This is a genomic window from Lacticaseibacillus brantae DSM 23927 (assembly GCF_001436115.1).
GTDB classification, from domain to species: domain Bacteria; phylum Bacillota; class Bacilli; order Lactobacillales; family Lactobacillaceae; genus Lacticaseibacillus; species Lacticaseibacillus brantae.
The window spans coordinates 389880-403362 of sequence record NZ_AYZQ01000001.1 but is presented as its reverse complement, the minus strand read 5'-3'; the positions used below and the strand labels follow the sequence as shown (position 1 = coordinate 403362).

13 protein-coding genes and 1 other RNA gene are annotated in these 13483 nt (G+C 48.7%); 11 read left to right on the top strand and 3 right to left on the bottom strand.

Going from position 1 to position 13483, the window contains the following annotated elements:
* Genes FC34_RS01940 through FC34_RS01915 form a run of 6 tightly spaced genes read left to right on the top strand, consistent with a single transcriptional unit; the run spans nucleotide 1 to nucleotide 7074 of the window.
* Complete coding sequence (locus FC34_RS01940; protein ID WP_057893698.1) at nucleotides 1–2802, top strand: helicase C-terminal domain-containing protein; 2802 nt, start codon at nucleotides 1–3, stop codon at nucleotides 2800–2802.
* Nucleotides 2795–3286, top strand: coding sequence for a cell wall elongation regulator TseB-like domain-containing protein (locus FC34_RS01935; protein ID WP_057893697.1), 492 nt, complete (start codon nucleotides 2795–2797; stop codon nucleotides 3284–3286). The genes FC34_RS01940 and FC34_RS01935 overlap by 8 nt, the downstream gene beginning before the upstream one ends.
* Nucleotides 3287–3297: 11 nt before the next feature.
* Nucleotides 3298–4446: an aminotransferase class I/II-fold pyridoxal phosphate-dependent enzyme gene (locus FC34_RS01930; RefSeq protein WP_057893696.1), complete on the top strand. Its 1149-nt coding sequence runs from the start codon at nucleotides 3298–3300 to the stop codon at nucleotides 4444–4446.
* An 18-nt stretch (nucleotides 4447–4464) separates the two neighbouring features.
* Nucleotides 4465–5763 (top strand): asparagine--tRNA ligase, encoded by a 1299-nt coding sequence (asnS, locus tag FC34_RS01925; protein WP_057893695.1) that lies wholly within the window; start codon nucleotides 4465–4467, stop codon nucleotides 5761–5763.
* Between the two features lie 56 nt (nucleotides 5764–5819).
* A complete protein-coding gene (locus FC34_RS01920; protein WP_057893694.1) occupies nucleotides 5820–6428 on the top strand; it encodes a DnaD domain-containing protein in 609 nt (202 codons plus the stop codon).
* 4 nt (nucleotides 6429–6432) lie between these two features.
* Nucleotides 6433–7074 (top strand): endonuclease III domain-containing protein, encoded by a 642-nt coding sequence (locus tag FC34_RS01915; protein ID WP_057894131.1) that lies wholly within the window; start codon nucleotides 6433–6435, stop codon nucleotides 7072–7074.
* 44 nt (nucleotides 7075–7118) lie between these two features.
* On the opposite strand, the gene FC34_RS01910 is transcribed toward FC34_RS01915, so the two are convergent.
* Nucleotides 7119–9314, bottom strand: coding sequence for a PBP1A family penicillin-binding protein (locus FC34_RS01910; protein ID WP_083479237.1), 2196 nt, complete (start codon nucleotides 9312–9314; stop codon nucleotides 7119–7121).
* Nucleotides 9315–9327: 13 nt separating this feature from the next.
* A complete protein-coding gene (gene recU, locus FC34_RS01905; RefSeq protein ID WP_057893692.1) occupies nucleotides 9328–9939 on the bottom strand; it encodes a Holliday junction resolvase RecU in 612 nt (203 codons plus the stop codon).
* A gap of 71 nt (nucleotides 9940–10010) precedes the next feature.
* On the opposite strand from recU, the gene FC34_RS01900 reads away from it, so the two are divergent.
* The 5 genes from FC34_RS01900 (at nucleotide 10011) to FC34_RS01885 (ending at nucleotide 12959) form a co-directional block, all read left to right on the top strand.
* Nucleotides 10011–10571 carry an SLOG family protein gene (locus FC34_RS01900; protein ID WP_057893691.1) on the top strand — a complete coding sequence of 187 codons (561 nt, stop codon included), beginning with the start codon at nucleotides 10011–10013 and terminating at the stop codon, nucleotides 10569–10571.
* Nucleotides 10572–10682: 111 nt separating this feature from the next.
* Nucleotides 10683–11081 (top strand): cell division regulator GpsB, encoded by a 399-nt coding sequence (gene gpsB / locus FC34_RS01895; RefSeq protein ID WP_057893690.1) that lies wholly within the window; start codon nucleotides 10683–10685, stop codon nucleotides 11079–11081.
* A 10-nt stretch (nucleotides 11082–11091) separates the two neighbouring features.
* Nucleotides 11092–11451, top strand: an RNA gene (gene rnpB, locus FC34_RS09520) — RNase P RNA component class B.
* A 76-nt stretch (nucleotides 11452–11527) separates the two neighbouring features.
* The gene (locus FC34_RS01890) at nucleotides 11528–12652 is read left to right on the top strand and encodes a THUMP domain-containing class I SAM-dependent RNA methyltransferase (protein ID WP_057893689.1); all 1125 of its coding nucleotides are present in this window, start codon (nucleotides 11528–11530) and stop codon (nucleotides 12650–12652) included.
* 73 nt (nucleotides 12653–12725) lie between these two features.
* Nucleotides 12726–12959 carry a hypothetical protein gene (locus tag FC34_RS01885; protein WP_057893688.1) on the top strand — a complete coding sequence of 78 codons (234 nt, stop codon included), beginning with the start codon at nucleotides 12726–12728 and terminating at the stop codon, nucleotides 12957–12959.
* A 42-nt stretch (nucleotides 12960–13001) separates the two neighbouring features.
* Here FC34_RS01885 and FC34_RS01880 read toward each other — a convergent pair whose 3' ends face one another.
* Nucleotides 13002–13442, bottom strand: a complete 441-nt coding sequence (locus tag FC34_RS01880) for an OsmC family protein (protein ID WP_057893687.1) — start codon at nucleotides 13440–13442, stop codon at nucleotides 13002–13004.
* Nucleotides 13443–13483 lie beyond the last annotated feature (41 nt).

The window sequence follows — 13483 nt, the reverse complement described above, 5'->3', positions numbered from 1 at the left end:
ATGAAACCCGACACCATTTATGCGGTGATCGATCTTGAAACAACGGGAACCAGTGTTAAAGACGGCGATCGAATTATTCAGATTGGCTGCGCACTGGTGCAAAATGGCCAGGTGATACAAACCCTGTCCCAGCTGATTAATCCTGATCGGCACGTTCCATTTACTATCCAGAAATTAACCGGCATTACGCCTAAAACCTTGTTAACCGCGCCTTATTTTGAAGAAATTGGGCCTACTTTGGCTGCCATGCTTGAGGATACCGTCATCGTGGCGCATAACGTCAACTTTGACTATCCATTCTTGAGCGCAGAACTCGAACGGATTGGCCACGCCCCACTCAATAATCTGGCAATTGATACAGTTGAGCTCGCCCAAGTGTTGCTCCCGACAATGGGCAGTTTTCGTCTCAGCGATTTGACCAGTCATTTAAATATTGAACACGATAATCCGCATCAAGCCGACAGTGACGCCATCAGTACAGCCAAGCTCTTCTTGAAGCTAACCAAGCGGTTCCAGAATTTACCCTCAGCCGTGCAACAACAGCTTGCACACCTGGGCAGCGCCTTGCTGCGCAATACCGGGGACTACCTAACACAGCTTGTCACGCCTGACAGGCCCTTGGCCGACAACCTCGTCCAAGTGGGCCCGTTTGTTCTGCGGCGCCAGCAAGCACTCCAGCAGCCGTTAGCGAAGGGGAGTTATCCAGCCGATGAGGCCCAGAAGCGGTCTCGTTTGCGGCCGCAATTGAAGTTCCGCAAAACGCAAGCCAAAATGATGGATGCCGTCTATCAGCATGCTCCGAGCATCGATCCCTTATTTATTGAAGCGGGCACAGGGCTAGGGAAGACTCTTGGTTATTTAGTCCCATATGCTTATCTCGCTTCTTCAAGCAAGAAACTAGTGGTCACAACGGCAACCTTGGTCTTGCAAACCCAGATGATTGAACAGGCGATTCCACAATTGAATCGTATTGTTGGTTTCGATGTGCCAGCCGTAGCCATCAAAAGTCCGCGGCATTATGTTGACTTGTACAAGCTGGCGATGTCGCTACGCCAAGATGAACCCAACCGATTAACGCGCGTGCTGCAGATGAAACTGCTCGTCTGGCTTACGTTAACAGCCACTGGGGATTTGGATGAACTGCATTTGACCAATTATCAAGCGCCCTTGTTCAACCAGATTCAGCATAGTGGCCAGATTGGCACTCAAACCACCAATCCTTTTTTTGAGGTTGATTTCTATGCCAATTTGCTCAAACAAGTTGAGGCTGCCAGCATTGTGATTACTAATCATGCTTTCTTCAGTCGCCATGACTTGCATGATTTACCTTTAGGTCAGAAGCCTTATTTGGTTGTTGATGAAGCGCATCGGCTCGCTGACAATGCGACGAGTGCTTTCTCGGACCAACTCAATTTAGGAAAATTAAAGCACCGTCTAACCCAATTGCGCCACGCCATTGATCATCAAGATAGTCAAGACCTGAAACATGTCTATCAGGGCAATCGAGTGATGACCCAGCGCCTAGTCGCGATGTTAACGACGGCTGAATCAATTCAAACTCGAATCGAGGGCATGCAGGTTTATCTGTATCGGCGATTCTTCAAACAGCGCAAACACGTGCCAGCCAATCTAGAAATTGTCCTCAACCCCGAAACTACACAGCAGCTATTCAAACGTTTCAGCCAAGGCCTCAAGCAACTCAGTCAGTGGTTGCCTGATTTGATGCACGAAGCCAATGCCGTTGCGGTTGACTTTGTGGCGCATCGCGATCAGTTTCTGATTAGTGATTACGCGACGTTCCAAGATTTGGAAGCAGCTAGCACTGGGTTAGGGCGATCTTTAGATCAACTGACACGCTTGATTGCCCAAGAAGCTGAACTCGAAGCTGGCGTCAGCCGGATGTTGAGCCTCCAAATGCGGCATCTGGATGACGTCACCAGCCTAGCGCCACACTGGCAAGCGATTAGCGTTTCGGAAGATTTGCAGGCCCTTCTTGCCACGTACCAAGCCCCAGTGTTCACAAGTGCCACACTGATGGTCAATCGGAGTTTTGACTTTGTGGCCAGCCAGATTGGGTACCAGACATTAACCGATTCAGAAACACTGCGCCTGCGGAGCCCGTTCCATTATCGGGATCAGGCCCAGGTATTCTTGGCCGAAGACGCCCCAGTAATTGCCGACATGACCGACTGGCAATACGCTGATTACTTGGCCAACACGATCGAACAGTTGGCCGACAATGAAGCGCAAACCATTATCTTATTTAATTCGCTCAGCGTCATCGCCGCCGTATATAGTCGATTGACGCAGCGGCCGATCGCAAGTCGAAAGGAAATATTGGCCCAAGGTGTGACCGGTTCCGCAGAGAAGATTGCCAAACGCTTCGCCATTGGCCAGCAAAGCCTTTTGCTGGGAGCAGCCAGTTTTTTTGAAGGGATTGACTATCCCGATCGCTTGCTCCAAATTGTCATTCTCACGCGATTGCCGTTTGATGCGCCCGATCAGCCTCTGGTCAAAGCGCGCTATCAACAATTACGAGAGCAGGGACTTGATCCATTTGTGAGCGATGCCATTCCTCGAGCGACAATGCGCCTGCGCCAAAGTTTTGGCCGCCTCATTCGAACCAGCCATGACCGCGGTGTTTTCATTGTCTTAGACCCGCGGCTTGCAACGACTAAATTTGGCCGTAGCATGCAAAAAAGTTTGCCGAATATTAAGCCCAAACAATTGCCCACAGCAGATATTGCTGAACTGACAGCTGATTGGTTAAATTTGAATCCAGAGGAGGATGACCATGCGTAGACAGAGACGCCCAACCTGGTATCGCTGGCTTTGGATCACGCTTGGTGTGGTCGCAATTGTGAGTTTAGGCTTGTGGTATCACCACATCCAATCACCACTCAACACTATTCGCAACCAAGCCGAACAAATTGCCAAAGATCGGGGTAAACTCACCACAATTGATGATTTTTACTGGTACAAGCATGGCCAAAGTTATTTGGCTGTCAGTGGCCAAACTGCCCAACAGAAGTCGATTTTAGTGTTAATCCGCCAGAAAGACGGGCAGGTGACCCTTTTAAACCAGAAGTCTGGTATTTCGGCTGCGACAGCCCAGGCGCAAGCCAAGAGCGCATTTAAACCGCGCAAGGTTTTAGATGTTGCCTTAGGTAAACGCAAAAGCCAGGTTGTGTGGGACGTCAGTTTCATTGATTCCCAAGGAAAACTGGGCTATGTTAGTTATAGTTTCAAAACAGGTAATCAAGTGAGAGCCATCCGAAATATTTAAGAGGTGAGCATATGCGATTAGCGAAACGATTATTGGCTATTCAGCCCGGATTCGATTTACAACAACAAATTGGTGCCATGAAAGCAGCCGGCCAAGAAGTCTTTGACCTCACTAGTGATGCTCCGCTGGCAGAAAGTACCGACTTTATTCATGAATCTGCAATGGCGAGTCTTCAGAGTAATCAAGCTGACGATAGTCATGGTGAATTATGGGCAGATTTGTCGATGGCCATTTTGAACCAAACTGGGGCCACAAGTGAGAATTTGGCGATTGCATCTGGGAGTCATACCTTAGCCGCTGCCGCGTTGGCTAGCCTGATTGAACCCGGTGATGAAGTGCTTTTGCCAACGCCTTATCCCAGTAATGATTTGGCGCAAATTCAATTGGCTGGTGGTGTGGCGCGATTAGTCCCAGCAGCACCTCTGGTGTCAGTGGATGATCTAGAGCAAGCGCGGACAGTCAAAACCCGCGTCTTAATGTTGACTAATCCGGTGGTTCCAACCGGTGCCGTCTATGATCGGCAGGCGTTAACTTTAATCGGTAACTGGGCAGTGCAACATGACATTATCGTTTTGGCTAATGAAATGTATGCAAACTTTGTATATAATGAAACTACTTTCGTATCGATGCGAGAGCTTGATTCTGCGATTGTCGACAACAGTGTCATCCTTAGTGGCTTGCCAATGCTTTCAGGGGTGTCGGCCTGGCCAATTGCGTTTGCCTTAGGCCCAAAGAAACTGACTCAGGCGATGCAGACCTACATAGCTACCACAACTCAGCCAGTGCCAGGGATTGTGCAGGCGGCCGCGATTGGGGCATTGCAACACGAGTCCGGGGCTCAGACCAGCCGGCTGAATGCCCAAAGCAATTGCTTAACGCTGGTCGAAACACTGGCTGCTATCCCAGGATTTGAGTTACCCATTCATCCAGCCGGGGGGATTTTTCTCTTCGCCCGGGTGAAACGCGCCGCGACCTTAAAGCAATTTGCGACAGTGGACGATTTAGCGACCGCGTTGTTGGCAGACACGGGGGTGGCCGTTGTTAGTGGCCGCAACTTTGGGGCGCCGGACTTTATCCGGCTCAATTTCACCGGTGATGCAGCGCAACTTGCTGAGGCCGGCCAACGAATTCAAGCTTTTGTGACAGATACCACGATTTAGAAAACGAGGAGCGTAATTATGACGGAACAAATTCGTATTATTGAAGCTAAGGACCATGTGGATGAAGAGGTGCGGATCGGCGCTTGGCTGACCGACAAACGCAGCAGTGGGAAAATTTCTTTCCTACAATTGCGTGATGGGAGCGCCTTTTTCCAAGGTGTGGTCGTCAAGAGTAATGTGAGCGAAGAAATCTTCCAAACCGCCAAGGAATTACGCCAAGAAACCAGCATGTGGATTACCGGGGTGATTCACGAAGACTCTCGCAGTCACTTTGGTTATGAAATCGAAGTTAGCAATATCGAAGTTATTGGCGAATCCAGCGATTATCCTATTACTCCCAAAGAACACGGGATTGAATTTTTGTTGGATCACCGCCATTTATGGTTGCGCTCATCGCGTCAATTCGCGATTCAACAAATCCGCAACGAGATGATTCGGGCGACCTACGAATTCTTCAACAATGAAGGCTTCATCAAGATGGATGCGCCGATTTTGACCGGTTCTGCTCCTGAAGGGACAACAGAACTGTTTGAAACGGATTACTTCGATCATCCTGCCTACTTAAGCCAATCTGGCCAGCTCTACGCGGAAGCAGGGGCAATGGCATATGGTAAGGTCTTTACTTTTGGACCAACCTTCCGGGCAGAAAAGAGTAAAACCCGGCGCCATTTGACCGAATTCTGGATGATTGAACCAGAAATGGCCTTCACCCATCAGGATCAAAGTTTGGAAGTGCAAGAACGCTACATTGCGTTCCTCGTCCAATCAGTCATCGATCACTGTGAATACGACCTGAAGTTATTGGATCGGGATATCGACCAGCTCAAGAAATACACTAAGCTACCATTTCCTCGAATCTCGTATGATGAAGCGATTGAAATGCTTCAAAAGGCCGACTTTGATGTGAAGTGGGGCGACGACTTCGGCTCTCCTGAAGAAACCTACATTTCAGATCAGTTTGAACAACCCGTCTTTATCTTAAACTACCCGAAGAGCATCAAGCCTTTCTACATGAAGCCAGCCGAAGATCGGGATGATGTTTATGTCTGTGCCGATTTATTGGCCCCAGAAGGGTATGGGGAAATTATCGGGGGATCTGAGCGGGAAACCGACTATGATGCCTTAAAGGCCCGGATTGAAGCCGCTGGTTTAGATTTGAACGAATATGAATGGTACTTAGACTTACGCAAATACGGTAGCGTGCCACATTCAGGCTTTGGCTTGGGTCTGGAACGTGCCGTGACATGGATTTGCCAACTTGATCATCTACGTGAAGCAATTCCGTTCCCACGGATGATTAATCGGTTAAAACCTTAAGACTAAAAAGCTGGGACATTGCGTCGCCAGCTTTTTTAGACGCAGGAGGCAGCAAAATGGACGAACTAAATCGCTATCTCACCGCAGGTCAGACCAACCTGTCAAACCTTATTTTTCAGCATTTTTCTGAAACCAATTTAACTCAACAAGAACTTGTGGCCTATCTTTATTTGTCTTTTTGGCAGCAGAATTATCCAGGGGCGCCCGATTTAACGGTGCTGGCCCAGATGATGAAGATTAAGCCTAACGACTTCTTCATTCTGATTAATAACCTCATCCAGAAACAGGCGATTCAATTGAAAAGCCAAGAGGATGCCAATGGTCGGATGCAAGATGAATACGACCTGGCGCCACTCATCGAGCGGCTACTGCCAGCGGGCGGTGCTAAGACTGTCGTTCAGCCACCCAAGCAGACCGACGTCTTCAGTGAAATCGAGGTAGAATTTGGCCGACCGCTGTCGCCCATTGAGCAGCAAACCATCCAACAGTGGCTTCAAGTCGACCACTACCAACCCGATTTGATTCATCTTGCCCTGCGGGAAGCAGTCCTCAACCAAGCCTACTCACTCCGGTACATGGATCGGATTCTTTTGAATTGGGAGAAGCGGCATTTAACCACGGTGCAACAAGTTCAGGCTGCTAAGGAGGCCAACAATGGGCTCTAAGCGGATGACTAAAACGTTGGCCCGCGAATTTTTCACTCAGGTCAGTGATTATTATCTCGATGCGACGCCAACGTTGAATGCCCGCAACCCGTTTGAAATTGTGGTCGCCGTTAGTTTATCAGCGCAAACCACCGATGTCGCGGTCAACGCCGTCACACCTAAACTCTTTGCCCAGTTTCCGACCGCTGAAGCGATGTCTCAGGCGAACGTCACTGACATTGAGAACCTAATCGATCGCCTAGGGTTGTATAAGAACAAGGCCAAGCACCTAAAACAAATGAGTACCCAGCTAGTGACCAACTATCATGGCCAGGTCCCTGACGACTTTGCGGCTCTGACCAGTCTGGCAGGTGTCGGCCAGAAAACGGCAACCGTTGTCTTAAGCGACGCCTTCAATCACCCAGGGATTGCCGTGGACACCCACGTGACGCGGATTGTCAAAGGCTTCGGCTTAGTCAAACAAACAGCTACTCCAGCAGCGATTCAAGAATTTTTAGAAGACTTGATGCCTGAGGACATGTGGATCAATTTACACCGCAGTCTTATTCGCTTTGGCCGGCAGTGGCTCACGGCCCGCGCGCCGCAATTACCGCCAGGTGAGCAGTGGCAGCGCTTTGCTGATTACTATCGGCCTTTAGGCCACTAAAAAGACCACCAACTCGACTGTACGAGTTGGTGGTCTTTTTTTGATTATCGTCCGGCCGGTGGGGTGGGTTCCTCACTGCTGGACACTTCACTTGATGATTCAGGCGCGGAACTACTGCTTTCGCTCACACTACTTGAGTCACTCTCGGAACTACTTGAGGAAGCCGAGGAAGAACTCTCAGGCTCAGTGAAAACACTGGCCGAACTGCTGTAGGTTGGTTGAGAATCAGTCGTCGCACCAATACCAGAAGTTGGGCTGTTTTGCAGGAACAATTCACGAGAGCCTGATTGGAGGTAACGGACCAAGACATTGTCGGGTCTGGTCCAATCGCGGTTGGTCAAGCCCTGTGACGTGTAACCCATTAAGGCTTTATAGATCTGCTGGGCAATGGTTTGTTGCGTATAGTTCAAGCCGCCAGTGAGGGGCTTATCGTAACCGGTCCACACTGAGATGACACGATTTCTGGTATAGCCGGTGAACCAGGAATCTTTAGCAATCCCCGTACCACCAAGGGCAGGGTTCTGGGCGATTTCTTCGGCACTGTAGTCCGTCGTCCCGGTCTTACCGGCCTCATACAGTGTTGAATTCACCTTGGCTGCTGTCCCGGTACCCTTGGTCAAGACGCCTTTGAGCATATCTGTCAACATGTACGCGGTACTAGATTTCATGGCCCGCGTTCCGTTGCTCGTTAAGTCCTCAGTCTCACCATCGGCGGTCACAACCTTTGTGATATAGCTTGGTTCATAATAAACCCCGCCATTAGCCATCGCGCCATACGCTGCGGCTTCTTGTTCAGTGGTGACTGAAGACCCAATCCCTGATGATAAGACTTGTTGGGAAGCAGGTAAGTTAATCCCCAGGCCTTTCAAGAAATTAACCGCTTTAGACATACCGACTTCACTCAGGGCCCGGATTGCTGGCACGTTACGAGATTGTTCTAATGCTGTTCGCATCGTGATATTACCCATATAGGTTTTATCCCAGTCGTACAATTGCGTCGAGGTGCCAGGATAGGTATAAGCCGTATCCGCCAGGACTTGTGCGGTCGACCAGTTTAAATTCTCAATCGCTGGGCCATAATCCATTAATGGTTTCATCGTCGAGCCATTACTGCGATTGTTCTGTGTCGCCCGATTAAACCCAAGGAGCGTATCGCCTAACTTGCGGCCACCGATTTGCGCAATAACCGCACCAGTGTTGGGATCAGTCATGGTGACTGCGGTTTGGACTTGATCGCTTGGGAAGGTGATTTGACCACTATTGACCAAGTTGTACAAGTATCGCTGCGCATCGACGTCGACATTGGTATAAATCTTCAAACCAGCCGTATACGGATTAACTTTCAGTTTCTTTTTGACTTCCGCAACAACTGAGGTTAGGTATGGATCCATAATCTTTTGCATCTCAGTTTGTGCTTCTGTATTGTCGGTTTGCTTAATCAAACCAGTGGCAATCGGTGTCTGGGTGGCAGCACTGGCTTGGGCACTGGTAATCTTCTTATCCCGGAGCATGGCTGCAATCACGGCGTTTCGCCGGGTGGTGGCAGCCTGGGGGTGAATAACCGGATCATAACCGACTGGCGATTGTGCTAAACCGGCAATGAACGCAATCTGTGGGAGGCTAAGCTGATTCAAATTCTTGCCATAGTAATATTTGGCAGCTGTGCCCATCCCATATTGGCCGTGGTTCATATAAACCTTATTAATATAATATTCGAGAATTTGAGCCTTACTGTATTTTTGTTCAACTTGCATGGCAAGCCAAGCCTCTTGAGCTTTACGCCGTAAGGTCTGGTCGCTGGTTTTAGTTGAAAAAACAGACAGCTTAATCAGTTGTTGTGTCAGGGTCGAACCACCCTGAAGGCCATTACTTTTCCCTAGAACATTCGAGAAAGCCGCCGAGGCAATTCGCAGTGGGTCGACCCCGAAGTGTTCCTCGTAAAAACGTCGATCTTCAATTGAGACCACGGCATCTTTCAATGTAGTCGGGATTTGATTGCTTTTGACATACAGTCGATCCTGTAAGCCTAAGGTCATGAATTGTTTCCCGGCGGTATCGTAGAGAATGGTTGACCCGTCACTCTCCAAAGTGGCCTGATCAACCTTGGGCGCATCTTTGGCATACCACGCAAAAATACCCACCCCGAGAAGAACAACGGCAATAGCAGCTAAAAAGAGCCAGCGGATAACCCGCACCCAGGTGCGATGCTTTTTCTTTTGGGGTTGATGACGATTTTGCATTCGGGTACGTTGTTCAGTTGCCACGCGTACCACCTACTTTCGTTTGAATTAACCAGTCAACACCCGTAAGATAAGGGATGACAGGTTGTAGTTGTGGTTTTAGCTCAAAGCCTTGCGCCTCAATATCAGCCAAGGGAATCGACTTGCGACCCCCTTGATCTTGTTGCTGAAACCACGCGATGACATTACTGGCTGGAAAAACAAAAACCCGGTGCAAGGTTACAAAACGAATGACCAAGAAACAAATGCCGCCTTGATCCAAGCAGCGTTGCATATGCGCGACTTGGTGAGGGTGTAAATTCTTCAGAGGGAAACTCGTTTTGTTCTTGGTTTCCTTGGCATCAAAATCGAGATAATAACCTTGATAGACACCATTATAATCGGTCGTTGATGGTGTTCTAAAATACGCTTCTTTGATGACGGCTTGGGAACGTTTAGGGTAGTCAACCTTAACAATCTGAATCGGGGTCGGTTTCTTGTGGACAACTGCCAGTCCTGCTTCCAGATAGTATTGATTACTGAGATTGAGTTCCTCTTCCAGCGTCATCCCACGACTGGCATAGTTCGTGGTTGAGGCACTTGGCTGACGCACAAACGGCTGCCCGTTTGGATAATGCAAAGCCATAAAATCACTCTCCTAGGGCTATATTATACCAATTAACTAGCATGACTGCTAATGATGAAAGGAAAACTTAAATGCTTTCACGACTATGGTTAACGGGCTACCGCAGTTTTGAATTGAACGTTTTCGGGGATAAAGACCCCAAATTAGTGGTCCTTGAATATGCGCTGACGAATAGTTTACGCGTCTTTCTGGATGACGGCCTGGAGTGGGTGATTTCGGGCGGCGAATTAGGCATTGAGCAGTGGGGGCTTGAAGCAGCGACCAAACTGAAAGCAGACTATCCCAAATTACAAACAGCCATGATGTTGCCATTCTCCGATTTTGGCAATCGATGGTCAGAGAACAATCAAGCCCATTTGGCGCAATTGAAACTACAAGTGGATTTCACCGCGTCAGTCAGCCAACAACCTTATCAAAATCCGAGTCAACTGCATCAATATCAAGACTTCATGTTGCAACACACCGATGGGGCCTTGATGGTTTATGATCCAGAATTCCCTGGGAAAGCCAAATATCAATACGACGCGATTTTACGCTACCAGGAGCACCACGATTATCCGTTCACCCAAATTTCGATGTCCGACTTAGAAGAGGCGGCTCAAAATTACGCAGATAGTCAGCAGGATTTTTAAGTCTTGCTTAACAATCTGTCCAAATGCGTTTAGCAATGGACATTTGCAAAGGCTGGCGAGTATGATATAGTAAATAAGTCCTAATTTTAGGAACTAAAATGAGGTGCGCAAATGGAAAACCAAGACACTGTTAACTTCAAAATTCAATATGGCCCCAAAGATATTTTGGACAAAGACTTCACCAAGAAGGTTCGTGGCTACGATCCTGACGAAGTTGACCAATTCCTCGATGGGATCATTCGCGACTATGAATCTTTTGTGGCCGAGATTGACCGATTGAACGAAGATAACGCCCGACTTCTCAGTCGCGTCGACGAGTTGACCAAGCAACTCAGCGTTTCAAAGAATGTTTCGACTGGCTCAACGCCAAATACCAATGCGGCTGCGACCAACTACGATATTCTGAAACGGTTAAGCAATCTTGAACGTCATGTTTTCGGGAGTAAGCTTGCCGATCGTGATGACGATACACCTGCTGGCAACAATCGCAGCGGATTCGATCAATACTAATTCACTTGTAAATTTTGAGTAATCGCGGTCTACTTTTGTAGGCTGAGGAAAGTCCATGCCCGCACAAGCTGTGATGCTTGTAGTGTTCGTGCTAGGCCCAATAAGCCTAGGAACCATTATTGGTTACGGCGACTAAATCCGCTAAGGGCAACTATGCGGTAGTAGGTCTGAAAAGTGCCACAGTGACGAAGCACAACTGGAAACGGTTGTGATGGAACGCGGTAAACCCCGCGAGCGAGTAACCCAAACTTTGGTAGGGGCGTTTTGCCATGGGAATCCGAACTAACGGCAAAATAGCGTAAGCTAAGATAGATGATTACTGAAGGGAACCACGCCTGGTGGAACCTGGAACAAAACATGGCTTATAGAAATTTACAAGCAGGCGCAGCTTGGGGCAACCCAAGCTGTTTTTTTGACACAAAAGGGTTCAATGAAAGGAACACACTATGAAATATCAACTTGTGGCGACCATGGCTGCCGGACTAGAAGCTGTCACCGCCAAAGAATTACAACAACTCGGCTACACCACTCAGACTGAAAACGGGAAAGTTTATTTCGAAGGGGATGAACATGACATCGCCCGCGCTAACGTCTGGTTGCGCAGCGCCGATCGGATCAAATTGATTCTTGGCCAATTCAAGGTCTTAACGTTTGACGACTTATTCGAAGCCGTTAAAGCTTTACCTTGGGACAACTTCTTGCCACTTGATGCTGCGTTTCCCGTCGCAGGTCGGGCCGTGCGTTCCAAGTTGCACTCAGAACCTGACGTGCAGGCGATTACCAAGAAAGCGATTGTTGAAAAACTTTCAAGTGTTTATCATCGCCGCGGGCGTTTACCAGAAACAGGTTCCGTTTACCCAATTGAAGTCTCGATTTTAAAAGACATCGCCACGTTATCCATTGATACCACGGGTCCCAGTTTGTTTAAGCGCGGCTACCGGGTAGAAAAGGGGGAAGCACCGCTGAAAGAAAATTTCGCGGCGGCTTTGGTCCTCTTGACTAACTGGCACCCAGACCTGCCCTTTTACGATCCCACCACCGGATCTGGGACAATCGCAATTGAAGCGGCCATGATTGGCCACAATCTGGCACCGGGCTTGCACCGGAACTTCAGCTTTGAACAATTCAGCTTCATGCCAGAAACCGTCCTGCAAACGGTCAAAGATGAAGCCTTGGCCGACGCAGACCTGGATATTGAGCTGGATATCATGGGCGCTGATATTAATCAAGAAATGATTGAAATTGCCCGGCTTAACGCTAAACAAGCGGGCTTGCTGCACAGCATTCAATTCAAACAACTCGCCGTTAAGGATTACCAACCCACAAGTGAGCGGGGCGTGATTGTTGCTAATCCACCATACGGGAAACGGATGAGCGACATTCAAGCCGCTCGGAAGCTCTATGCCGAAATGGGGAGTGTCTACCGGCAAATGCCTGGTTGGAGTAAGTACATTCTGACCAGTGATTTACAGTTCGAGCAGTCATACGGGCAAAAGGCGACTAAGCGCCGGAAACTCTATAATGGGACCATTCAGACTGACTTATTCCAATTCTGGGCCAAGCGCGGTTAGTTTTGGGGGTTGAAGCGCTTCCAACTTGTGAGTTACACTGTAGGTGTACCTAGTAATCAAAGGAGGAATCGCCATGACTCAGAAACTTCCAGAGATTTTAACCATGTTGGAAACAGCACTGACCACGCATCAACGCGTTAACGTTCAAACCATGGAAAAACAGAAACTGTGTGGCACCGTGACCGCGATTGAACCGGCAACGGTCAAACCGTATGAAGACCGGGCCACGATTCACCTTGAAACCGAAAAAGGCCTCAAACGGTTGGCTGCTTATACCATCGGCCATATCGAATGGGCCACAAATTAAAAAACCGGGACCTCGCATTCAGCGGGGGCCCGGTTTTTTTCTTTATTCGCCGTAGGCAGGATCATCAGTGAAATCACTGACAATTCTGAACGAAACCGTGTCGTTGTCTTTCAACAATTTGGCGACTGGACATTCGCCTAAGGCAGTATCCACAATCTGTTGGGCGGTTTCGCCGTCAACACTTGGTAACAGAATTTGCGCTTCAACCATGAATTTGTAACCCGGATTGTCTTTGACAATGTCCACGCGGGTCCGCACCTGGGAATCTTCAGTAAGATTTTGCCGATGCTGAACAATCCGCAAAGTCGCGTTGAAACAAGTAGACAGCGCAAACCCAATAAATTGCTCGGGATTGGCCCCTGGCGCCGAAATTAATGAGCTGCTGACACCCAGTGCCAAGGCCTCGTTACCCTCAACGTAACTTTCACCGACCAAGCCAGCTTCATTCTTAACATAAGTATGGTACAAAGAACCATCAACCATGTGCTTCGTCTCCCTTCACTACCTACATTGTACCACGCAAC

Bases quoted from the DNA above. Each gene is read 5' to 3' on its own strand.
- FC34_RS01940 (WP_057893698.1), top strand. From the start codon at position 1: ATGAAACCCGACACCATTTATGCGGTGATCGATCTTGAAACAACGGGA.
- FC34_RS01935 (WP_057893697.1), top strand. From the start codon at position 2,795: ATGCGTAGACAGAGACGCCCAACCTGGTATCGCTGGCTTTGGATCACG.
- FC34_RS01930 (WP_057893696.1), top strand. From the start codon at position 3,298: ATGCGATTAGCGAAACGATTATTGGCTATTCAGCCCGGATTCGATTTA.
- asnS (WP_057893695.1), top strand. From the start codon at position 4,465: ATGACGGAACAAATTCGTATTATTGAAGCTAAGGACCATGTGGATGAA.
- FC34_RS01920 (WP_057893694.1), top strand. From the start codon at position 5,820: ATGGACGAACTAAATCGCTATCTCACCGCAGGTCAGACCAACCTGTCA.
- FC34_RS01915 (WP_057894131.1), top strand. From the start codon at position 6,433: ATGACTAAAACGTTGGCCCGCGAATTTTTCACTCAGGTCAGTGATTAT.
- FC34_RS01910 (WP_083479237.1), bottom strand. From the start codon at position 9,314: ATGCAAAATCGTCATCAACCCCAAAAGAAAAAGCATCGCACCTGGGTG.
- recU (WP_057893692.1), bottom strand. From the start codon at position 9,939: ATGGCTTTGCATTATCCAAACGGGCAGCCGTTTGTGCGTCAGCCAAGT.
- FC34_RS01900 (WP_057893691.1), top strand. From the start codon at position 10,011: ATGCTTTCACGACTATGGTTAACGGGCTACCGCAGTTTTGAATTGAAC.
- gpsB (WP_057893690.1), top strand. From the start codon at position 10,683: ATGGAAAACCAAGACACTGTTAACTTCAAAATTCAATATGGCCCCAAA.
- FC34_RS01890 (WP_057893689.1), top strand. From the start codon at position 11,528: ATGAAATATCAACTTGTGGCGACCATGGCTGCCGGACTAGAAGCTGTC.
- FC34_RS01885 (WP_057893688.1), top strand. From the start codon at position 12,726: ATGACTCAGAAACTTCCAGAGATTTTAACCATGTTGGAAACAGCACTG.
- FC34_RS01880 (WP_057893687.1), bottom strand. From the start codon at position 13,442: ATGGTTGATGGTTCTTTGTACCATACTTATGTTAAGAATGAAGCTGGC.